Raw genomic sequence first — 19,626 nt, 5'->3', positions numbered from 1 at the left:
TATTCGCTTGGAACGATGTTGTGTCAAGCAAATATCTGAAAATTTTCTCTACGCTATCAAAAGCTTAAGGCCCGACGGCGGAATCCGCGGGCCTTGGCCGTTTCAACTCAGGCGGAATCGCCCGGTATTGTCGCTCAGGGCCCTGCTGCCTTCGCTCAGGGTGTCCGCCGCGCGGTTCACCGCGCGAGCCCCTTCGAGCAGCCGGACCGCCGCCTGGTCGACCTGCTGGATATTGCCGCTGACCTCGTCCGCGGTGCTCGCCTGTTCATCCACCGCCGTGGCGATCTGCGCCAGGGTATCGGTCACGCTCTGCACCGCGCTGGCGATTTCCACCAGGCGCTCGCCCAGCCCGGTCACCGATTGCGCGTCGGTTTCCGCCTGGCCGCAGGCCGCTTCCATCAGTGCCACCGCCTGGCTGACGGTGGCGCGCAGGCTGTCGACGGTGCTGGCGATCTGCGCGGTGGAACTCTGGGTGCGCTGCGACAGGCTGCGTACTTCGTCCGCCACCACGGCAAAGCCACGGCCCTGTTCACCGGCCCGTGCCGCTTCGATGGCGGCGTTGAGGGCGAGCAGGTTGGTCTGTTCGGCGACCCCCCGAATGGTGTCGACCACCGATTGAATCTGCTGACCCTGCTCGCTGACCCGGCCCAGCGCGGCAGCGGTTTCGTTCAGGCGCTGGTTGAGCTGCTGGATGCTGGCGGTGGTGCGCTGGCTGTCGCGGCTGCTGTCCGAGGCAATGCGCTGGGTGTTCTGGGCACTGCCGGAGGCCTGTTCGCAGCTCTGCGCGACCCCCAGGGACGTGGCCGCCAGTTGCGTGGCCGCCGCGGCGATCTGGCTGATCTGTTGCTGCTGCGCCTCGACCTCGTTGAGGGCGCCGCTGGAATGGTTGTTGAGCGTGCGCACGGCGTCGCTCAACTGCAGGGTCTCGTGGTCCACGCCCTGCAGGCTGGTGCGCAGTTGCACCACGGCGACGTTCAGCGCGGTACTGATGGCCGCCAGTTCGTCGCGGCCTTCCACCGGTACCTGCAGGCACAGGTTGCCGTCACGCAGGGATTCGGCCAGCAGGGTGATGCCGCTGGCGCTGCGTCGGATCGAGGCCTGCAGGCAGATGAACAGGTACAGCGCCGCCAGCAGCAGGCAGCCGAAGATCACCGCGACCAGGGTGAACTGGCGGATGGCCTGGGCGTGGTAGTAGTCCAGGCGGCTGTCGAGGGTGGTCAGGGAGTCCTGGCGCAAGCCGGCCAACTGGTCGAGTAAGGTGTCGAGGGCTTTCTCGAAACCTTCGGGCTTGAGGGTGATGCTGCCGCCGAACATGCCGTCGTCCAGCGCCTTGAGGCCCTCGTCCAGGTGATTCAGGCTTTCCCGGTAACGTCCGGCCCAGTTCTGCAGTTCCGCCGGCAGGCGGGTTTCCAGTTGCGCGCCGGTCTTGGTCAGCTGGTCGCGGGCATCACCGATGCGGCTGCGCAGGTCCTTGAGTTGCAGGCGGCTCTGCAGGCTGAACTGGCCCGACACCACCGAGGCCTGGCCGACGCTGGCGAGACGGCCGACACGTTCGATCAGGTCGGGAGCGTGCTGGGTGGAAATCTGCGTCAGCAGGTAGGTTTCCATCCAGGGCGCGAGGATCAGTCGGCTGTCCATGGCGATCTGTTCCCGCAGGCCTTGCAGGGCACTGAGGGCGGAGGTGAAGCGGTCATAGCCGTCCGGCCACCAGCCGACCTTGCTCAGGCTGCCCGAGTCGAGGCCTTCGAGGGTGGCTTGCAGGACCTGGTAACGCTTCATGGTCTCGCCGTTGGCGCCTTCGTTTTGCAGGGCCTGGCCCAGTTGCTCGATAGCCTGCTTGACCTCGGGCTGGGCCTTGTCGAGCACGGCCATGGCGGCGAGGGTGGCGGGTGTCGGTTGGCGGTTGGTTTCCGTGGCGCGCCAGCGCGCGGCGCGGTCGCGTTGGGCGGCCAGCAGGCTGTCGAGGGAGTCCAGGGCCAGCAATTGGCGGACACCGGCACGTTCCTCGGAGATCAGCGCCAGTTTGCTGCGGTAATCCTGGCCGATCATGTACAGGCTACCCATCAGCGGCACGATGAACAGCAGGAACAGCACCTGAAATTTACGGGCGAAACCGAATCGCCCCAACAGTCGCATCCCTGGTGATAAAAAAGCGTGCATGCCTGACCACTCCTCAAGGCATCCAGCACTGTTTGAGTGCGGTCATGACGGGTTGGTCATGACGGATGCCATCGTTAAAGACCTCGGAAGAGTCGCCAGTGAGGGCGTTGTTGGCCGGCCGCTGTAGCGAAACTTCCCATTCTCGGGCCCCTTTGTAAGGGGCCGCGCTGTAGGAGCTAAGGTAGGCAAGATTCAGACCAGTAGCAAAGAGCTATCAGGCATTTCTTTGCACTTGGATGGATCGTTAGCTCATCAAGCATCTGGTATTGCCGCACTAAAAAATGGCACATTGACGCACCTGCAATCATGCACCCATCCGTGTGACGGAATTCCCTCATGGCTCTCACTGAAACGTCCGCTGGCGCGACCGTCGCATCGACGACACCGCAATCCAGCCCCCTGGTGATGCGCATCATCGGCGCGGTAGCGCTGGCGCACCTGATCAACGATCTGATCCAGTCGGTCCTGCCGTCGATCTACCCGATGCTCAAGGCCAACTACGGGCTGACCTTTACCCAGGTCGGGCTGATCACCCTGACCTTCCAGGTCACCGCGTCGCTGTTGCAGCCATGGGTGGGTTTCTACACCGACCGCCATCCGAAACCGCTGCTGTTACCGGCAGGCATGATCTGCACCCTGATCGGTATCCTGATGTTGTCCCAGGTCGGCAGTTTCCCGCTGATCCTGCTGGCCTCTGCCCTGATCGGCGTGGGCTCCTCGACGTTCCACCCGGAAGCCTCGCGCGTGGCGCGGCTGGCCTCGGGTGGTCGTTACGGTCTGGCGCAGTCGAGTTTCCAGGTGGGCGGTAACGCCGGCTCGGCCTTTGGTCCGCTGCTGGCGGCGGCAATCATCATTCCGTTCGGCCAGGGTCATGTCGCCTGGTTCGGGCTGTTCGCCTTGTTCGCCCTGGGCGTGCTCTATGGCATCAGCCGCTGGTATCGCGCGCACCTGAACCTGTTCAAGCTCAAGCAGGGCCAGAAGGCCACCCACGGGCTGTCGAAGAATCGCGTGCTGGGGGCGTTGGTGGTGCTCGGCCTGCTGGTGTTCTCCAAGTACTTCTACATGGCCAGTTTCACCAGCTACTTCACCTTCTACCTGATCGAGAAATTCCAGCTGTCGGTGGCCAGTTCGCAACTGCACCTGTTCCTGTTTCTCGGCGCGGTGGCGGCGGGGACCTTTGCCGGTGGACCGATCGGCGACAAGATCGGGCGCAAGGCGGTGATCTGGTTCTCGATCCTCGGTGTGGCGCCCTTCACCCTGATGCTGCCCTATGTGGATCTGTTCTGGACCACGGTGCTCAGCGTGGTGATCGGCTTCATCCTGGCGTCGGCCTTCTCGGCCATCGTGGTGTTTGCCCAGGAGCTGGTGCCGGGCAATGTCGGCATGATCGCCGGGGTGTTCTTCGGCCTGATGTTCGGTTTCGGCGGTATCGGCGCGGCGCTGCTGGGGCACCTGGCGGATATCCACGGTATCGAGTACGTGTACACGATGTGCTCGTTCCTGCCGTTGTTCGGGGTGTTGGCGGTGTTGTTGCCGAAGACGAAAAAGGCCTGAGACTTCAGGAGCAGGTTCGATCCCTCCCGGCTCAGATCAGCGCGGTAGCCCGCTGATTCGAGCTGATGCGGGAAGCCGCTCGGCAAAGCGGTAGCGGCTGAAGCGAGGTCGAACGCTCGTTGATATTTTTGTATACAAAAATATGGCGAACATGCCTCTTGCCAAATCGATCCGGGCGTGGTGGCAAATCGCTATTTGTCCGTGTAGTCTGGCCATTCGCAGCTCATTTCTTCGAATGGCGATCGCTACAATGAAAATAAAAAACAAGCTTGTCCTGGCCTTTGTCCTGGTCGCCTTCATCCCGGTAAGCCTTGTGGCAGCGATATCGGTGCTGAATATACGAGCTCAGGCGGTCGATCAGTTCATCGATGGCAGTACCCGCGAAATACGCCAGATCGACGGCAACATTCGACAGTTTTTCGATGGCACTCAGCAAAACGTCGATCAAATGGCGACCGATTCTGTATACACATCGGTGAGCAGTCTCAAGCACTACGAGGCTGCCGATGCGGCCAGCAAGCCGTTGCCGGCAGAGGCCCGTCAGGTCATCGATAGATTCGCCCGTTATGGCGCGACCCACCCGGCCGCGGCCATCCTCTCCATCGGCCTGGAAGACGGCAGCTACGCGAAATGGCCGGATGACCCGCAACTGTCGAGCTACGATCCGCGTACGCGTCCCTGGTACAAGGCCGCCATGGCCAGCCCCGGCAAGGCGGTACGAACTCCCGCCTATTACTATGACAAGGACGCCGTGGCGCTGGTCGGCAGTGCCAGGGCAATGCTGGATGACACGGGCAAGGCCAAGGGGGTCTTCGTCGTCAGTGTTTCGCTGAAAAACCTCACCGAGCTGGTCAAGAGCATCAAGCTCGGTGAAAGCGGCTACGTGATGCTGATCGAGGATGGCACCGTGCTGGTCGATCCTCGTGACGTCGGCCACAGCTTCAAGCCGCTCAAGGACCTGGGTGAGCCCTACGCCAAACTGGCGGCCACGCCGCAAGGCTCCACCGAAGTGCAAATCGACGGGGTCCGCTACATGGCCAATATCTGGACCTCGCCCGGCCTGGGCTGGCGCTATGTCGGTCTGATCAGGTACGACGAAGTCATGGGCACGGCCACGCACATGACCTACGTGACAGGGGTGATCGTGGTCGTGCTGGTGCTGCTCTTCGCGCTGCTTGCCGCGGCGTTCGCCAGGGTCATCGTCAAGCCGATCGGCCAGGTCAGCACCGGCTTGCAATCGATCGCCGAGGGCGAGGGCGATCTGCGCCGTGATCTCGAGGTGCAGGGCAGGGATGAAACCGCTGAGTTGGCAGGCTGGTTCAACAAGTTTCTCGCGGCGATACGCCAGCTGATCCAGCGGATTGGCGCGGCATCCACCAATCTGCAGGACGCCTCGCGGGTCAACAGCGAGGTGGCCAGCAACATGAACCAGGCGGCCGGTCGCCAGCGTGAAGCGGTGGAACTGGTGTCCACGGCCTTCAACGAAATGGTCGCGACCGCCAACGAGGTCGCGCGTTCCTGTAGCGCGGCCGCCGACTCCGCCGAGAGCGGGCACCACCGGGTGGCCGAGGGCAAGCAGCAGATCGAGCTGACCACCCAGAACGTCGGTCGCCTGGGGCGTCGCTTGACCGAGTCTTCCCAGGCCATGGTCGAACTGGAGGAGGGCAGTCGCAACATCAACCAGATCCTCGGCACCATCCGTGCTATCGCCGAGCAGACCAACCTGCTGGCGCTGAACGCGGCGATCGAAGCGGCCAGGGCGGGTGACCAGGGGCGCGGTTTTGCCGTGGTCGCGGATGAGGTGAGGGCCCTGGCCAAGCGCACGTCCGACTCCACCGGGGAAATCGACCAGTTGCTCAACGCCCTCGGCAGCAAGACCCAGGAAGTGTCACAGAAGATGGAAAGCTGCCTGGACCTGTCGCGGGCCAGTGTGTCCTCGATCGAGAGTGCACGGGACAGCTTTGAAGGTATCCAGTTGTCGGTCAATGAAATCAGGGACCAGAACCTGCAGATCTCGGCGGCGGCGGAAGAGCAGCACAGCGTGGCCGAAGAGATCAATCGGCATATCCGGCAGATCTACGATGAGGCGCAGCTGGTGGAAAGCCTGGCCAACTCCGCGCAGGAAGACTCGGGCCGGCTTTCGCACCTTTCGGATGAACTGAGCGGGTTGGTGGGGCGTTTCAGGTCGTAGGAAGAGTGGTTGTCGGTTGTCGCGGGGGGGGGAATCACTCACTGTAGGAAATCAACCAGGTCTGTTTCATCCACTGCGCCGCACAAAGCACTTGCCGGAGGTTTCTTGCTATCCTGATCGCCCTCTTTCATGGACGAATATCGAGACAGGCCATGGCTAACCAGACCCCGTCACGCCTCGGGAAGATACTCCAGGGGCTGCTTTTTGCCCTGATTGGCATCGGCCTGCTGGGCATTGCCGTCAACCTCACGCTTGATCGACGCGAATTCCTCGCTCGCGCGCAGACCGCCGATGGCGTCGTCAGCCACTTGAATGCCGGCGGTTCGCATCCCGAGATTGCCTTCACCACCCGCAGCGGCGAGCAGATTTCCTACCCCCAGGGCGGCTTTATCTTCGGTTATCAGAAGGATCAGCCGGTACGAGTCCATTACCTGCCCGAGCAGCCGGCCGTCAGCGCCATCGTCGATGACCTGGCCGCACTGTGGGCCACTCCCGGCGTACTGGGGCTTATCGGTCTGGTGTTCTTCATTGCCGGTCTGGCAAGGGGCATCGGTCGCGGTGCGGTTCATTCACTCAAAGGACTATGAACGTATGAGCTACAACATCCCTATCCCGGTCAATGAAAGTCACTGGCAGTATCAGACTGCCAGCGGAGGCGGTTTGAGTGTGGCTTTGCTGGCGGGCAGTGGCGGTTCGATCATCTTGCGTTCGCCCCAGGGCGAGAACGTCAGCTACCGCTACGGCGGCGTCGGGGTGGGTGTCGGATTTGGCGCGCGGTTGCCGCGTTTCGGCAAGATCAATATCCAGGTCAAGGGCAAGAGCGTGGGCGGGGTTGGTGCGGCGGAGGCCTTTCCCAGTACCGGCAAGGTGTTTGTCAGCGACGCCCTGGTCAGTCGTGACCTGACCAGCGACGACATCACCGGACCTTGCCTGTATACCGAAGTGGGCCTGGGACTGGTGGTCGGCGGTTCAGCCACGGCCCTGTTGTTCGGCCTTGATCCCAAGCTGCTGGCGTTGGCGGCGGCAGTCAGCTCCAATCCGGCGACCTCGGTCATTGCCTCTGCCACGGTCAACCGGCAGTTATTGCAGTCGGCCCGGGGGGCGGTGGTCATGGCGGGCATGAACGCGGGTGTGCAGGCCGGTGGCGCCGCCGCGATCTACATGGGCTATCTGTTCTAGTCGCGACTGACGGGTCGATACCACGCACCCATGAAAAAGCCGCGAATCAACGCGGCTTTTTTGTTTCCGGCAACGCTTACACGTTGAAGCGGAAGTGCATCACGTCACCGTCCTTGACGATGTAGTCCTTGCCTTCCAGGCGCCATTTGCCGGCTTCCTTGGTCCCGGCTTCACCCTTGTACTGGATGAAGTCGTTGTAGGCGATCACTTCGGCGCGGATAAAGCCTTTTTCGAAGTCGGTGTGGATCACGCCGGCTGCCTGTGGGGCAGTGGCGCCGACCTTGACGGTCCAGGCCCGGACTTCTTCGACACCGGCGGTGAAATAGGTCTGCAGGTGAAGCATTTCGTAACCGGCACGGATCACGCGGTTCAGGCCAGGTTCTTCAAGGCCCAGGGCCTCGAGGAACATGTCTTTCTCTTCACCGTCGTCGAGTTCGGCGATTTCCGCTTCGATCTTGTTGCACACCGGGACCACGACCGCGCCTTCTTCCTCGGCGATGGCCTTGACCACATCCAGGTGCGGGTTGTTCTCGAAGCCGTCTTCAGCCACGTTGGCGATGTACATCACCGGCTTGGTGGTCAGCAGGTGGAAGCCCTTGATCACCGCCTTTTCGTCGGTGCCCATGTTCTTCATCAGGCTGCGCGCCGGCTTGCCTTCGGTGAAGTGGGCGATCAGTTGTTCCAGCAGGCCCTTCTGCACCACCGCGTCCTTGTCGCCGCCCTTGGCGTTGCGCGCGACTTTCTGCAGTTGCTTCTCGCAGCTGTCGAGGTCGGCGAAGATCAGTTCCAGGTCGATGATCTCGATATCGCGTTTCGGGTCGACGCTGTTAGAGACGTGAATCACGTTCTCGTCTTCGAAGCAGCGGACCACGTGGGCGATGGCATCGGTTTCACGGATGTTGGCCAGGAACTTGTTGCCCAGGCCTTCACCTTTCGACGCACCGGCCACCAGGCCCGCGATATCGACGAATTCCATGGTGGTCGGCAGGATGCGCTTGGGATTGACGATCTCGGCCAGGGCCTGCAGGCGTGGATCGGGCATCGGCACGATGCCGCTGTTCGGCTCGATGGTGCAGAAGGGGAAGTTCTCCGCCGCGATGCCGGATTTGGTCAGGGCGTTGAACAGGGTGGATTTGCCGACGTTGGGAAGGCCGACGATGCCGCAGTTGAATCCCATGGTGTTTCCCCTAGGAGTTAGAGTCAGGCCTTCTGGGTGTGCAGGTTTTTCATCGCGCGGTTCCATTCACCGGCGAGGATATCCGGCAGCACGCCGAGGGCAAAGTCGATGCTGGCATCGAGTTTTTCCTGTTCGGCGCGTGGCGCACGACCCAGGACGAAGTTTGAAACCATACTTGCAACGCCTGGGTGGCCAATGCCGAGTCGCAGGCGGTGAAAGGTATTCTGGTTGCCGAGCTGCGCGATGATGTCCCGCAGGCCGTTGTGACCGCCATGGCCGCCGCCTTGCTTGAGCTTGGCAACGCCGGGTGGCAGGTCGAGTTCGTCATGCGCCACCAGGATTTCTTCGGGCGTGATGCGGAAGAATCCAGCCAATGCCGAGACGGCCTGGCCGCTACGGTTCATGTAGGTGGTGGGAATCAGCAGGCGAACATCCTGACCCTGGTGACTGAAGCGCCCGGTCAGGCCGAAATATTTGCGGTCGGCGACGAGATTGATGCCTTGTGCCGAGGCTACGCGTTCAACAAAAAGGGCCCCCGCGTTATGCCGGGTCTGTTCGTATTCGGTGCCTGGATTTCCCAGGCCAACGATCAGTTTGATGGCAGTCACGACAGGGGCCCTTCTGTGGAGTGGTGGATAACATCGCCGCAATGCTTGGGGATGGCGAAAAAAGTGGACGAAAAACGCTCATTTACCATGACGTAAACTTCGCATTCTCGCCCGCTTTCTCGCTACGTTCCAGTCCGCGATGTTTCCAGTCACTCCGGCGTCAGAGTGAAATTACTCTGCAGCGCCTTCTGCTTCTGGAGCAACACGTGGAGCGTGAACGTTGGCAACAGCCTTGTCGTCACCGTGTGCCAGAGCAACAAACTCAACGCCTTTAGGAGCCTTGAGGTCGGACAGGTGAATGATCGAACCGACTTCGGCGTCAGCCAGGTCGACTTCGATGAACTCAGGCAGGTCCTTGGCTTCGCAGGAAACTTCGATCTCGTTGACAACGTGGGAGATCTCGCCGCCTTTCTTCACTGGAGCAGCTTCGTTGATGAAGTGCACAGGAACAACAGCGGTCAGTTTCTTGCCAGCGACAACGCGAACGAAGTCGGCGTGCATGATGAACTGCTTGGCCGGGTGACGCTGCATCGCTTTAACGATCACGTCTTGCTTGACGCCGCCGATGTTCAGTTGGATGACGTGGCTGAAAGCAGCCTCGTCTTCGAACAGCTTGGCAACTTCTTTAGCCAGCATCATGATGGACTCAGGAGCCTTGTCGCCACCGTAGACAACGGCAGGAACCTGGCTGGCGAGACGACGCAGGCGGCGGCTCGCACCTTTCCCCAGGTCGGTACGCGCTTCGGCGTTCAGGATGAAATCAGTCATTTTGTATCTCCAAAATAGCCATGTCCGGGTGACGCCTGCGACCGACGTCAAAGCGGCATGGGCAAAAAAGCCCCGCCCCAACATGAGTGTTGGGGCGGGGCGCTTTACGTCAACGAGGTGTCTGCCGGGCAGGGCCCTTAGCGGAACATCGCGCTGATCGATTCTTCGTTGCTGATGCGGCGAACCGCTTCGGCGACTACCGGTGCGATATCCAGTTGGCGGATACGCGCACAGGCTTGTGCGGCGGCGGACAGCGGGATGGTGTTGGTCACCACCAGCTCGTCCAGCACGGAATTTTCAATGTTCTCGATCGCCCGACCCGACAGCACAGGGTGTGTGCAGTAGGCAAAGACCTTGGCAGCGCCATGTTCCTTGAGGGCTTTCGCCGCGTGGCACAGGGTGCCGGCGGTGTCGACCATGTCATCGACGAGAATGCAGGTGCGGCCTTCGACGTCACCGATGATGTGCATCACTTCGGAGTGGTTGGCCTTCTCACGACGTTTGTCGATGATGCCAAGATCCACGCCCAGCGACTTGGCGACAGCCCGTGCACGCACGACGCCACCAATGTCCGGAGACACGATCATCAGGTTTTCGAAGCGTTGGTCTTCGATGTCATCCACCAGGACGGGGGAGCCGTAGATGTTATCTACCGGAATATCGAAGAAACCCTGGATCTGGTCAGCGTGCAGGTCAACCGTGAGAACACGGTCGATGCCTACCACGGTGAGCATGTCAGCCACGACTTTCGCGCTGATAGCCACGCGTGCGGAACGCGGACGGCGATCCTGACGGGCGTAACCAAAGTAAGGGATCACCGCAGTGATTCGAGTCGCTGAGGAACGGCGGAAGGCATCAGCCATCACGACGAGTTCCATCAGGTTATCGTTGGTCGGAGCGCAGGTCGGCTGAATAATGAAGACGTCTTTACCGCGGACGTTTTCATTGATCTCAGCGGTAATCTCGCCGTCGGAAAACTTGCCGACAGAAATGTCACCGAGAGGGATATGCAGCTGACGTACGACACGTCGAGCCAGATCGGGGTTAGCGTTCCCCGTAAAGACCATCATCTTGGACACGCGCAGTACCTAGAGGCTGAGGGTAACCTGGATGAGTATTAGAAAATGGCAGGGGCGGCTGGATTCGAACCAACGCATGGCAGGATCAAAACCTGCTGCCTTACCGCTTGGCGACGCCCCTGTATCTGTTGCAACGAGTACCCAGTACCCGAATTCCTAGAGCAGACTTTGCAACTTGCGATGCAACATCGAGATGTTGCTTCCCTTTGCCACAAACCCTGTGTGGGTCTCTGTAAGAAGGGCCGAGACTTTATCAGCTTCAGCTTTGCTTGGGAAGGCCCCAAACACACAACTTCCAGTTCCGGTTAATTTTGCTTCGGTAAATTTACCTAGCAAATTCAAGGCGTTACGTACTTCTGGATAACGTCTTGCGACAACCGGCAAGCAGTCATTTCGACTGTTTCCCTTGGGAACGGGGCGCACTTTAATGGGCGCGGAGTCACGTGTCAACAGCGGATCGGAAAAAATTTCTGCTGTACTTACAGATACTTGCGGAACAAGCACGACGTACCACGGTTCTTCGGGGTCCACCGGGGTGAGTTTTTCCCCCACGCCTTCGGCAAAAGCCGCGTGGCCGCGGACGAAAACCGGGACGTCGGCACCCAGGGTCAGGCCCAGGGTGGCCAGGCGATCTTCATCCCAGGCCAGTTGCCAGAGGTGGTTCAGGGCGAGCAGGGTGGTCGCGGCATTCGAGCTGCCGCCACCGATGCCTCCGCCCATGGGCAGGATCTTGTCGATCCAGATGTCCATGCCGAGGGCGCAGCCGGATTGTTCCTGGAGTTTTTTCGCCGCGCGCACGATCAGGTTGCTGTCGTGGGGCACATCGTCGAATTCGGTGTGCAGGCGGATCACGCCGTCGTCGCGCACGGCGAAACTCAGTTCGTCGCCGTAATCGAGAAACTGGAACAGCGTCTGCAGCTCGTGATAACCGTCGGCGCGGCGACCGATGATGTGCAGCATCAGGTTCAGCTTGGCGGGGGCGGGCAGGGTCAGGCGGCTGGCCGGCATGTCACTGGCCCAGCTGGCGCGGCTGCCAGTCCTTGATCACCAGGGTCACGTCGAGGTCGCGACCGTGCAGCTTGATGCGCTCGGGCAGCCAGTAGCCGTTCTGCTCGGTGTAGCTGAGGTACTCGACCTGCCAGTCGTCCTGTTCGAGGGTGGCGAGGCGGCTGTCGTTGTCCAGGCTCAGGCGGCTCTTGCTGTCGGGCGCGGGCAGGCCGCGCACCCACCAGACCAGGTGTGACACCGGCAGGCTCCAGCCCATCTGCTCTTCGAGCAGGGCCTCGGGCGTCGCGGCTTCATAGCGGCCCTGGTTGGCGACTTCCAGCGACACCTGGCCGGGGCGACCGGTCAGGCGCGCCGCGCCACGGCCCAGCGGGCCGGACAGGCGGATATCGTAGTAGTCCTGGCGTTGCAGCCAATACAGGGTGCCGCTGCCGGAGTCCTTCGGCGCGCGGATTCCGACCTTGCCATTGATCTGCCAGCCATCGAGGCTGCTCAATTGCTGTTTGTGCTTGGCCCACTGGGCCGGGTCGCCGTGGCCCTCGACGGACTCACGGGCGCCAAAGCCCGCGCAACCGGCGAGCAGGGCGATCAGGCTGAAAACAACGAGGTGGCGCAAAAACATAAGCTTAAAGAGTCTCGGAACCGGTCAGGCGCTTGATGGTGCTGCGCAGGATTGGGCTGTCGGGCTGATCCTTGAGGAACTTGCCCCAGATTTTCCGGGCTTCGCCCTGTTTGCCGTTGGCCCACAGGACTTCGCCCAGGTGGGCGGCGACTTCCTGGTCGGGGAAACGCTCCAGGGCCTGGCGCAGCAGGCGCTCGGCTTCGTCGAGGTTGCCCAGGCGGAAGTTCACCCAGCCGAGGCTGTCGAGCACGGCCGGATCTTCCGGATTCAACTGATGGGCTTTCTCGATCAGTTCCTTGGCTTCGGCGTAGCGCGTGGTGCGGTCCGACAGGGTGTAGCCCAGGGCGTTCAGGGCCATGGCGTTGTCCGGCTCGCGCTTGAGGATCGCCCGCAAGTCTTTTTCCATCTGCGCCAGGTCGTTGCGTTTTTCCGCCTGCATGGCGCGGGTATACAGCAGGTTCAGATCGTCCGGGTACTGCAGCAGGGCCTGTTGCAGGACTTTCCAGGCCTGGTCGCCATGATTGTTGGCGGAAAGGATCTCGGCCTCGATCAGGTACAGCTGGATCGCGTAGTCCGGCTGCTCGTCACGGGCGGCGGCGAGCTTCTTCGAGGCCTCTGCGCCACGCCCGCTGGTCACCAGGATATCGGTCTGGCGCAGTTGGGCCGGCAGGTAGTCATTGCCCGGGCCGACCTGTTCGTATTCTTCCAGGGCGCCCTGCGGGTCGTTTTTCTCTTCGGCGATGCGACCCAGGTTCAGATGGGCGGAATCGACGTGACTGTCGCGGGCGATCAGCTCTTCCAGGTAGCCCTTGGCCTCGTCCCAGGCCTTGGCCTCCAGGCAGACCAGCGCCAGGGAGAAGCGCAGTTCGTCATCTTCCGGATACTGCTGGACCAGGCTGGAGAACTGCACCTTGGCATCGGTCATGCGGTCCTGTTCGACCAACATGCGCGCATAGGTCAGGCGCAGGCGCTTGTCGTCCGGGTACTTCTTGATGCTTTTTTCCAGCAGCGGAATCGCTTCCTTGCCGCGATTCATGGTTTGCAGCAGGCGCGCGCGCAGCAGCAGCGGGGCGACTTCGCCGTCTTCCGGCGGGTTGTTCTCCAGCAGCGTCAGGGCGCCCTGGTTGTCGCCATTCTGTTGCAGCAACAGGGCCTTGCCGAAAATCAGCTGGCTGTTCTTCGGGTGCTTGACCAGCAGGCGGTCGAAACTCTTCATCAGACCGTTGCGGGTGTCCTGGTCGGTGTCGGCGGCCGACAGCGCGAGGAAGTCGAAGTGGGTGTCGCCCTTGCCCTGCAGGACTTTCTCCATATAGACCATGGAGTCGTCATAACGCCCGCTGCGCGCCAGCTGGATCGCTGCCGCGCGTTGCGCTTCAAGATCGTCCGGGGCGTTTTTCGCCCAGATCAGCGAGGTATCCAGGGCTGCCTGGTCGGCGCCCAGGTATTCGGCAATACGGAAGGCCCGCTCGGAAATACCGGGGTCCTGGGTATTGATCGCCTGGGTGACGTAGTTATCCAGCGCGATATCGAAGCGATTTCGCTGCCCGGCCAGTTCCGCACTCAGCAGGCTGAAGACCGTGTCTTCGCTGAAGGAGCTGTAGACCTTGGGCTTTTCCGGGGCCGCAGTGGTGTCCTCGGCCGGTGGCGTATTGCCCGGCGATACGGGAGCCAAGGCCTGGCAGCCGCTGAGGAAGACAAAAGCGAGAAGCAACGCGGAGGATCTATTCATATAAGAGAAGGGCAACTTACCTGCGGTCGGGGCATCATGACACAAGCGGTGGGCAGAACCATACCCGTGACCGCTCACCGGGGCACTTATAGCGATGTTCCATTAGGACAATAGTCGGCAATGGTTGTTCTGAACCGGGTGAAGTAGGACAATTGTCGGCTTCTCGACATCATCAGCGACCTTGAATGGCCTTCCTCGCACTCGGCATCAACCACAAGACGGCCTCCGTAGACGTGCGCGAGCGCGTGGCATTTACTCCCGAGCAGTTGGTAGAGGCCCTGCAGCAGCTCTGCCGCCTGACCGAAAGCCGGGAAGCCGCGATCCTTTCCACCTGCAACCGCAGTGAACTGTATATAGAGCAGGATCACCTGGCGGCGGACACGGTGCTGCGCTGGCTGGCCGATTATCACCATCTGAGCCTCGAAGAACTGCGCGCCAGTGCCTATGTGCACGAAGACGATGCGGCCGTTCGTCACATGATGCGTGTCGCCTCCGGCCTGGACTCGCTGGTGCTCGGCGAGCCGCAGATCCTCGGCCAGATGAAGTCCGCCTACGCGGTGGCGCGGGAAGCCGGGACCATCGGCCCCTTGCTCGGGCGCCTGTTCCAGGCCACGTTCAGCGCCGCCAAGCAGGTACGTACCGACACGGCCATCGGTGAAAACCCGGTGTCGGTGGCGTTCGCCGCCGTCAGCCTGGCGAAACAGATTTTCAGCGACCTGCAGCGCAGTACCGCCTTGCTGATCGGCGCCGGCGAGACCATCACCCTGGTCGCCCGCCATCTGCACGAGCAGGGCGTGAAGCGTATCGTGGTCGCCAACCGCACCCTGGAGCGGGCCAAGATCCTCGCCGAGGAATTCGGTGCCCATGCGGTGTTGCTGGCCGATATTCCCCAGGAACTGGTGCACAGCGATATCGTCATCAGTTCCACCGCCAGCCAGTTGCCGATCCTCGGCAAGGGCGCGGTGGAAAGTGCCTTGAAGCTGCGCAAGCACAAGCCGATCTTCATGGTGGATATCGCCGTTCCCCGGGATATCGAACCGGAAGTCGGCGAGTTGGACGACGTTTACCTCTATAGCGTCGACGATCTCCACGAAGTGGTCGCCGAGAACCTCAAGAGCCGCCAGGGCGCCGCCCAGGCCGCCGAGGAACTGGTGAGCAGCGGGGTCGATGAGTTCATGATCCGCCTGCGCGAACTGGCGGCGGTGGATGTGCTCAAGGCCTACCGTCAGCAGAGCGAGCGCCTGCGTGACGAAGAATTGCAAAAGGCCCAGCGTCTGCTGGCCAATGGCAGCAGTGCCGAAGACGTGCTGATGCAACTGGCGCGGGGCCTGACCAACAAGTTGATGCATGCGCCCAGCGTGCAACTGAAAAAGTTGTCCGCCGAAGGCCGCCTCGACGCGCTGGCCATGGCCCAGGAACTCTTTGCCCTCGGTGAGGGCCCATCGGATAGCTTTTCGGATAAGAAACCGCAATGAAAGCGTCACTGCTCAATAAGCTGGACATCCTCCAGGACCGTTTCGAGGAACTGACCGCCCTGCTTGGCGATGGCGAAGTCATTTCCGACCAGAACAAGTTTCGCGCCTACTCCAAGGAGTACGCCGAGGTCGAGCCGATCGTCGCGGCCTACAACCAGGTGCTGAAAGTGCAGGCGGACCTGGACGGTGCCCAGGCGCTGCTCAAGGACAGCGACCCGGACATGCGCGAAATGGCGGTCGAGGAAGTCCGCGAAGCCAGGGAGCAACTGGTCGAGCTGGAGTCCTCCCTGCAACGCATGCTGTTGCCCAAGGACCCCAACGACGGGCGCAACGTCTTTCTCGAAATCCGTGCCGGCACCGGCGGCGACGAGGCGGCGATCTTCTCCGGCGACCTGTTCCGCATGTACTCGCGTTATGCCGAGAAACGCGGCTGGCGGGTGGAGATCCTTTCGGAAAACGAAGGTGAGCACGGCGGCTACAAGGAAGTCATCGCCCGGGTCGAGGGCGACAATGTCTACGGCAAGCTGAAGTTCGAATCCGGTGCGCACCGCGTGCAGCGGGTGCCGGCCACCGAATCCCAGGGCCGCATCCACACCTCGGCCTGTACCGTGGCGGTGCTGCCCGAGCCGGATGAACAGGAAGCCATCGAGATCAACCCGGCCGACCTGCGCGTCGACACCTACCGCTCCTCGGGCGCGGGCGGCCAGCACGTGAACAAGACCGACTCGGCGATCCGCATTACCCACATTCCATCCGGGATCGTGGTCGAGTGCCAGGAAGAGCGCTCCCAGCACAAGAACCGCGCGCGGGCCATGTCGTGGCTGTCGGCCAAGCTCAACGACCAGCAGACCAGCGCCGCCGCCAGCGCCATCGCCAGCGAGCGCAAGCTGCTGGTGGGCTCGGGCGACCGCTCCGAACGCATCCGTACCTACAACTTTCCACAAGGCCGGGTCACCGACCACCGTGTCAACCTGACCCTGTACTCCCTGGACGAAGTCCTGGCAGGTGGTGTCGAGGCGGTGATCGAACCGTTGCTGGCCGAATACCAGGCCGATCAACTGGCGGCCTTGGGTGATTAAATGACTATTATCGCCAGCCTGCTGCGCGCCGCCGAACTGCCCGACTCACCGACCGCGCGCCTGGACGCCGAGTTGCTGTTGGCGGCTGCCCTGGGCAAATCCCGCAGTTACCTGCACACCTGGCCGGAAAAGATCGTCAGCAGCGAAGCCGCGCTGGCCTTTTCCGGTTTCCTGCAACGCCGCCGCGGTGGCGAGCCGGTGGCCTATATCCTCGGCCAGCAGGGGTTCTGGAAGCTCGACCTGGAAGTCGCGCCGCATACCCTGATCCCGCGTCCCGACACCGAATTGCTGGTGGAAGCCGCCCTCGAGCTGCTGCCGGCGACCCCGGCCACTGTGCTCGACCTCGGCACCGGCAGCGGCGCGATTGCCCTGGCCCTGGCCAGCGAGCGTCCGGCCTGGCGGGTCACCGCGGTGGACCGGGTGCTGGAGGCCGTGGCCCTGGCCGAGCGCAACCGCCAGCGCCTGGGCCTGGACAACGCCACGGTGCTGAGCAGCCATTGGTTCAGCGCCCTGGAAGGCCAGCGCTTTCAATTGATCATCAGCAACCCGCCCTATATTGCCGCCGCCGACCCGCACCTGGGCCAGGGCGATGTGCGCTTCGAACCCGCCAGTGCGCTGGTGGCCGGCGCCGATGGCCTGGACGACCTGCGCCTGATCATCGCCCAGGCCCCGGCCCATCTGGAGGCCGGTGGCTGGTTGATGCTCGAACACGGCTACGACCAGGCTGAAGCCGTCCGCGAACTGCTCTCGGCACAGGGTTTCGGCGAAGTCCACAGTCGCACCGACCTGGGCGGTCACCAGCGCATCAGCCTGGGGCGCATATCGTGCTGAACGACCAGGAGCTGTTGCGCTATAGCCGGCAGATCCTGTTGCAACAGGTGGATATCGACGGCCAGTTGCGCCTGAAAAACAGCCGGGTACTGATTGTCGGCCTGGGTGGCCTGGGCGCGCCGGTGGCCTTGTACCTGGCCGCCGCCGGTGTCGGCGAATTGCACCTGGCGGATTTCGACAGCGTCGACCTGACCAACCTGCAACGCCAGATCATCCACGACACCGATAGCGTCGGTTCGACCAAGGTCGACTCGGCGCTGCGTCGGCTGACGGCAATCAATCCGCAGGTCAGCCTGATTGCCCATCGCCAGGCCCTGGATGAAGATTCCTTGAGTGCCGTGGTGGCCGCCGTCGACCTGGTGCTCGACTGCTGTGACAACTTTGCCACCCGCGAGGCGGTCAACGTCGCCTGCGTGGCCGCCGGCAAGCCGCTGGTCAGTGGCGCGGCGATCCGTCTCGAAGGCCAGTTGTCGGTGTTCGACCCCCGGCGTGCCGAGAGTCCGTGCTACCACTGCCTCTACGGCCACGGCAGCGAGGCCGAACTGACCTGCAGCGAAGCCGGGGTGATCGGTCCGCTGGTCGGTCTGGTGGGCAGCCTGCAGGCACTGGAGGCGCTGAAACTGCTCGCCGGTTTCGGCGAGCCGCTGGTGGGCCGGCTGTTGCTGATCGATGCCCTGGGCACGAAATTCCGTGAGTTGCGGGTCAAGCGCGATCCGCACTGCAGCGTCTGCGGTAGCCGCGATGCGTGAGGCGCCGATCGGGGTGTTCGACTCCGGTATCGGCGGGCTGTCGGTGCTCAATGAAATCAGCGCGCTGTTGCCCGGCGAATCGCTGCTCTATGTCGCCGATTGCGGACATATTCCCTACGGGGAAAAAAGCCCGGCCTATATCCGCCAGCGCTGTGAAGCGATTGCCGGGTTTCTTCGCGAGCAGGGCGCCAAGGCCTTGGTGATTGCCTGCAATACCGCGACGGTGGCCGGTGTCGCCGATCTGCGCCAGCGTTACCCGGACTGGCCGCTGGTGGGCATGGAACCGGCGGTCAAGCCGGCGGCGGCGGCGACCCGCAGTGGTGTGGTCGGCGTGCTCGCCACCACCGGCACCTTGCAAAGCGCCAAGTTCGCCGCCTTGCTCGACCGCTTTGCCAGCGATGTGCGGGTGGTCACCCAGCCCTGTCCCGGCCTGGTGGAAATGATCGAAGATGGCGATCTGCACAGCCCGGCCCTGCGCCAGTTGCTCGCCAGCTATGTCGAGCCGCTTTTGGCCGCGGGCTGCGACACCATTATCCTCGGCTGCACCCACTATCCCTTCCTCAAGCCGCTGCTGCTGGAGATGATTCCGGCGTCCATCAGTCTGATCGATACCGGTGCCGCGGTGGCCCGGCAACTCCAGCGCCTGCTGCAAGCCCGCGACCTGCTGTCCGCGGGAACGGCACGCGAGGCGCAATTCTGGACCAGTGCTGATCCGCATCACCTCAGAAAAATCCTTCCGATGCTATGGAATAAGTCTGGCGTTGTGCAAAGCTTCACAGAGTAGGAAAGTCTGTGAAAAACCGCGCAAATCCGTGAACTTCTGCTTAACGCCAGATTTCTATTGAAGGCCTGTTGAGCTGTACAACAATCCCGAACATACGTTGGAAATAGGATGTTTCTCATGAAGCGACTGTTCTGCCTGGCTGCGCTTGCAGCCGCCACACTGGGGTATGGTCTTGCGGCACACGCGGCCGGTCTTGAGTTCGCGGTCGGCCAGACCAGCGATTCGACCCAGACCTATCGCCTGGGCCTGCAATTGGATTGGGACAAGAGCTGGCTGCAAAGCGATGTCGGTCGCCTGACCGGCTACTGGAGCGGCGCCTACACCTACTGGGATGGCGACAAGGCGGCCAGCAACCACAGCCTGTCGTTCTCGCCGGTGTTCGTGTACGAGTTTTCCGGAGCCTCGATCAAACCCTACATCGAGGCCGGGATAGGCGTCGCGGTGTTTGCCCATACCGAAGTGGAAGACAACAAGCTCGGCTCGGCCTTCCAGTTCGAGGACCGCATCGGCTTCGGCCTGCGCTTTGCCGGCGGGCATGAGCTGGGGATCCGCGCGACCCACTATTCCAACGCGGGGATCCGCACGCCCAACGACGGCATCGAGAGTTACGCCTTGCACTACACGATGCCGTTGTAG

The 19,626-nt window shown here is 62.2% G+C and carries 19 protein-coding genes, 1 tRNA gene and 1 pseudogene; 11 read left to right on the top strand and 10 right to left on the bottom strand.

Going from position 1 to position 19,626, the window contains the following annotated elements; translation table 11 throughout:
• Positions 1-102: 102 nt before the first annotated feature.
• Complete coding sequence (locus ACL9RJ_RS10405) at positions 103-1,314, bottom strand: methyl-accepting chemotaxis protein (RefSeq protein ID WP_422765224.1); 1,212 nt, start codon at positions 1,312-1,314, stop codon at positions 103-105.
• A 1,182-nt stretch (positions 1,315-2,496) separates the two neighbouring features.
• Between ACL9RJ_RS10405 and ACL9RJ_RS10400 the strand changes: the two genes are divergently transcribed.
• Positions 2,497-3,714 carry an MFS transporter gene (locus tag ACL9RJ_RS10400; protein WP_017123781.1) on the top strand — a complete coding sequence of 406 codons (1,218 nt, stop codon included), beginning with the start codon at positions 2,497-2,499 and terminating at the stop codon, positions 3,712-3,714.
• A gap of 223 nt (positions 3,715-3,937) precedes the next feature.
• Here the strand turns inward: ACL9RJ_RS10400 and ACL9RJ_RS10395 are convergent, their stop codons facing one another.
• Positions 3,938-4,162, bottom strand: coding sequence for a hypothetical protein (locus tag ACL9RJ_RS10395; protein ID WP_245222829.1), 225 nt, complete (start codon positions 4,160-4,162; stop codon positions 3,938-3,940).
• Here ACL9RJ_RS10395 and ACL9RJ_RS10390 point away from each other — a divergent pair.
• The 4 genes and pseudogenes from ACL9RJ_RS10390 to ACL9RJ_RS10375 form a co-directional block, all read left to right on the top strand.
• Positions 4,163-5,050: pseudogene (locus ACL9RJ_RS10390) on the top strand (cache domain-containing protein); the annotation flags it as partial.
• Positions 5,051-5,137: 87 nt separating this feature from the next.
• Entirely contained in the window at positions 5,138-5,905 is a 768-nt protein-coding gene (locus ACL9RJ_RS10385; protein ID WP_420902238.1) for a methyl-accepting chemotaxis protein, read from the top strand.
• Between the two features lie 152 nt (positions 5,906-6,057).
• Positions 6,058-6,492: a DUF3592 domain-containing protein gene (locus ACL9RJ_RS10380; RefSeq protein ID WP_017123779.1), complete on the top strand. Its 435-nt coding sequence runs from the start codon at positions 6,058-6,060 to the stop codon at positions 6,490-6,492.
• Positions 6,493-6,496: 4 nt separating this feature from the next.
• The gene (locus tag ACL9RJ_RS10375; RefSeq protein ID WP_017123778.1) at positions 6,497-7,084 is read left to right on the top strand and encodes a hypothetical protein; all 588 of its coding nucleotides are present in this window, start codon (positions 6,497-6,499) and stop codon (positions 7,082-7,084) included.
• Between the two features lie 76 nt (positions 7,085-7,160).
• On the opposite strand, the gene ychF is transcribed toward ACL9RJ_RS10375, so the two are convergent.
• The 8 genes from ychF to ACL9RJ_RS10335 form a co-directional block, all read right to left on the bottom strand.
• Positions 7,161-8,261, bottom strand: a complete 1,101-nt coding sequence (gene ychF / locus ACL9RJ_RS10370; protein ID WP_017123777.1) for a redox-regulated ATPase YchF — start codon at positions 8,259-8,261, stop codon at positions 7,161-7,163.
• Between the two features lie 23 nt (positions 8,262-8,284).
• Positions 8,285-8,869 carry an aminoacyl-tRNA hydrolase gene (pth, locus tag ACL9RJ_RS10365; RefSeq protein WP_017123776.1) on the bottom strand — a complete coding sequence of 195 codons (585 nt, stop codon included), beginning with the start codon at positions 8,867-8,869 and terminating at the stop codon, positions 8,285-8,287.
• Positions 8,870-9,040: 171 nt separating this feature from the next.
• Positions 9,041-9,637, bottom strand: coding sequence for a 50S ribosomal protein L25/general stress protein Ctc (locus ACL9RJ_RS10360; RefSeq protein ID WP_017123775.1), 597 nt, complete (start codon positions 9,635-9,637; stop codon positions 9,041-9,043).
• Between the two features lie 137 nt (positions 9,638-9,774).
• The gene (locus tag ACL9RJ_RS10355; RefSeq protein WP_003171603.1) at positions 9,775-10,716 is read right to left on the bottom strand and encodes a ribose-phosphate pyrophosphokinase; all 942 of its coding nucleotides are present in this window, start codon (positions 10,714-10,716) and stop codon (positions 9,775-9,777) included.
• A gap of 46 nt (positions 10,717-10,762) precedes the next feature.
• Positions 10,763-10,837, bottom strand: a tRNA-Gln gene (locus tag ACL9RJ_RS10350).
• A 35-nt stretch (positions 10,838-10,872) separates the two neighbouring features.
• On the bottom strand, positions 10,873-11,724 hold the full coding sequence (ispE, locus tag ACL9RJ_RS10345) for a 4-(cytidine 5'-diphospho)-2-C-methyl-D-erythritol kinase (RefSeq protein WP_017129000.1): 852 nt from the start codon (positions 11,722-11,724) through the stop codon (positions 10,873-10,875).
• Between the two features lies 1 nt (position 11,725).
• Positions 11,726-12,343: a lipoprotein insertase outer membrane protein LolB gene (lolB, locus tag ACL9RJ_RS10340; RefSeq protein WP_017129001.1), complete on the bottom strand. Its 618-nt coding sequence runs from the start codon at positions 12,341-12,343 to the stop codon at positions 11,726-11,728.
• A gap of 4 nt (positions 12,344-12,347) precedes the next feature.
• Positions 12,348-14,072: a tetratricopeptide repeat protein gene (locus ACL9RJ_RS10335; protein ID WP_042936789.1), complete on the bottom strand. Its 1,725-nt coding sequence runs from the start codon at positions 14,070-14,072 to the stop codon at positions 12,348-12,350.
• A 185-nt stretch (positions 14,073-14,257) separates the two neighbouring features.
• Here ACL9RJ_RS10335 and hemA point away from each other — a divergent pair, with 185 nt between their 5' ends.
• From hemA to ACL9RJ_RS10305, 6 genes are all read left to right on the top strand, one after another.
• Positions 14,258-15,547, top strand: coding sequence for a glutamyl-tRNA reductase (hemA, locus tag ACL9RJ_RS10330; RefSeq protein WP_017129003.1), 1,290 nt, complete (start codon positions 14,258-14,260; stop codon positions 15,545-15,547).
• Positions 15,544-16,626: a peptide chain release factor 1 gene (gene prfA / locus ACL9RJ_RS10325; protein ID WP_017129004.1), complete on the top strand. Its 1,083-nt coding sequence runs from the start codon at positions 15,544-15,546 to the stop codon at positions 16,624-16,626. Before hemA ends, prfA begins: the two co-directional genes overlap by 4 nt.
• Complete coding sequence (gene prmC / locus ACL9RJ_RS10320) at positions 16,627-17,457, top strand: peptide chain release factor N(5)-glutamine methyltransferase (RefSeq protein WP_177128404.1); 831 nt, start codon at positions 16,627-16,629, stop codon at positions 17,455-17,457.
• The gene (locus ACL9RJ_RS10315; RefSeq protein ID WP_178992087.1) at positions 17,451-18,206 is read left to right on the top strand and encodes a molybdopterin-synthase adenylyltransferase MoeB; all 756 of its coding nucleotides are present in this window, start codon (positions 17,451-17,453) and stop codon (positions 18,204-18,206) included. The genes prmC and ACL9RJ_RS10315 overlap by 7 nt, the downstream gene beginning before the upstream one ends.
• Entirely contained in the window at positions 18,199-18,990 is a 792-nt protein-coding gene (gene murI, locus ACL9RJ_RS10310) for a glutamate racemase (protein WP_017126575.1), read from the top strand. The genes ACL9RJ_RS10315 and murI overlap by 8 nt, the downstream gene beginning before the upstream one ends.
• Positions 18,991-19,107: 117 nt before the next feature.
• On the top strand, positions 19,108-19,626 hold the full coding sequence (locus ACL9RJ_RS10305) for an acyloxyacyl hydrolase (protein ID WP_017126574.1): 519 nt from the start codon (positions 19,108-19,110) through the stop codon (positions 19,624-19,626).

This window comes from Pseudomonas sp. Mn2068 (assembly GCF_049319725.1).
Lineage (GTDB): Bacteria > Pseudomonadota > Gammaproteobacteria > Pseudomonadales > Pseudomonadaceae > Aquipseudomonas > Aquipseudomonas gingeri.
The sequence above is the reverse complement of the archived record's forward strand: the minus strand, read 5'-3'. Positions and strand labels throughout refer to the sequence as shown.

What these genes read in the sequence shown, in the direction of transcription:
- murI (WP_017126575.1), top strand. Translation starts at nt 18,199, where the DNA reads ATGCGTGAGGCGCCGATCGGGGTGTTCGACTCCGGTATCGGCGGGCTG.
- ychF (WP_017123777.1), bottom strand. Translation starts at nt 8,261, where the DNA reads ATGGGATTCAACTGCGGCATCGTCGGCCTTCCCAACGTCGGCAAATCC.
- ispE (WP_017129000.1), bottom strand. Translation starts at nt 11,724, where the DNA reads ATGCCGGCCAGCCGCCTGACCCTGCCCGCCCCCGCCAAGCTGAACCTG.
- hemA (WP_017129003.1), top strand. Translation starts at nt 14,258, where the DNA reads ATGGCCTTCCTCGCACTCGGCATCAACCACAAGACGGCCTCCGTAGAC.
- ACL9RJ_RS10400 (WP_017123781.1), top strand. Translation starts at nt 2,497, where the DNA reads ATGGCTCTCACTGAAACGTCCGCTGGCGCGACCGTCGCATCGACGACA.
- ACL9RJ_RS10305 (WP_017126574.1), top strand. Translation starts at nt 19,108, where the DNA reads ATGAAGCGACTGTTCTGCCTGGCTGCGCTTGCAGCCGCCACACTGGGG.
- ACL9RJ_RS10380 (WP_017123779.1), top strand. Translation starts at nt 6,058, where the DNA reads ATGGCTAACCAGACCCCGTCACGCCTCGGGAAGATACTCCAGGGGCTG.
- prfA (WP_017129004.1), top strand. Translation starts at nt 15,544, where the DNA reads ATGAAAGCGTCACTGCTCAATAAGCTGGACATCCTCCAGGACCGTTTC.
- ACL9RJ_RS10385 (WP_420902238.1), top strand. Translation starts at nt 5,138, where the DNA reads ATGAACCAGGCGGCCGGTCGCCAGCGTGAAGCGGTGGAACTGGTGTCC.
- prmC (WP_177128404.1), top strand. Translation starts at nt 16,627, where the DNA reads ATGACTATTATCGCCAGCCTGCTGCGCGCCGCCGAACTGCCCGACTCA.
- ACL9RJ_RS10335 (WP_042936789.1), bottom strand. Translation starts at nt 14,072, where the DNA reads ATGAATAGATCCTCCGCGTTGCTTCTCGCTTTTGTCTTCCTCAGCGGC.
- lolB (WP_017129001.1), bottom strand. Translation starts at nt 12,343, where the DNA reads ATGTTTTTGCGCCACCTCGTTGTTTTCAGCCTGATCGCCCTGCTCGCC.
- ACL9RJ_RS10375 (WP_017123778.1), top strand. Translation starts at nt 6,497, where the DNA reads ATGAGCTACAACATCCCTATCCCGGTCAATGAAAGTCACTGGCAGTAT.
- ACL9RJ_RS10405 (WP_422765224.1), bottom strand. Translation starts at nt 1,314, where the DNA reads ATGTTCGGCGGCAGCATCACCCTCAAGCCCGAAGGTTTCGAGAAAGCC.
- ACL9RJ_RS10360 (WP_017123775.1), bottom strand. Translation starts at nt 9,637, where the DNA reads ATGACTGATTTCATCCTGAACGCCGAAGCGCGTACCGACCTGGGGAAA.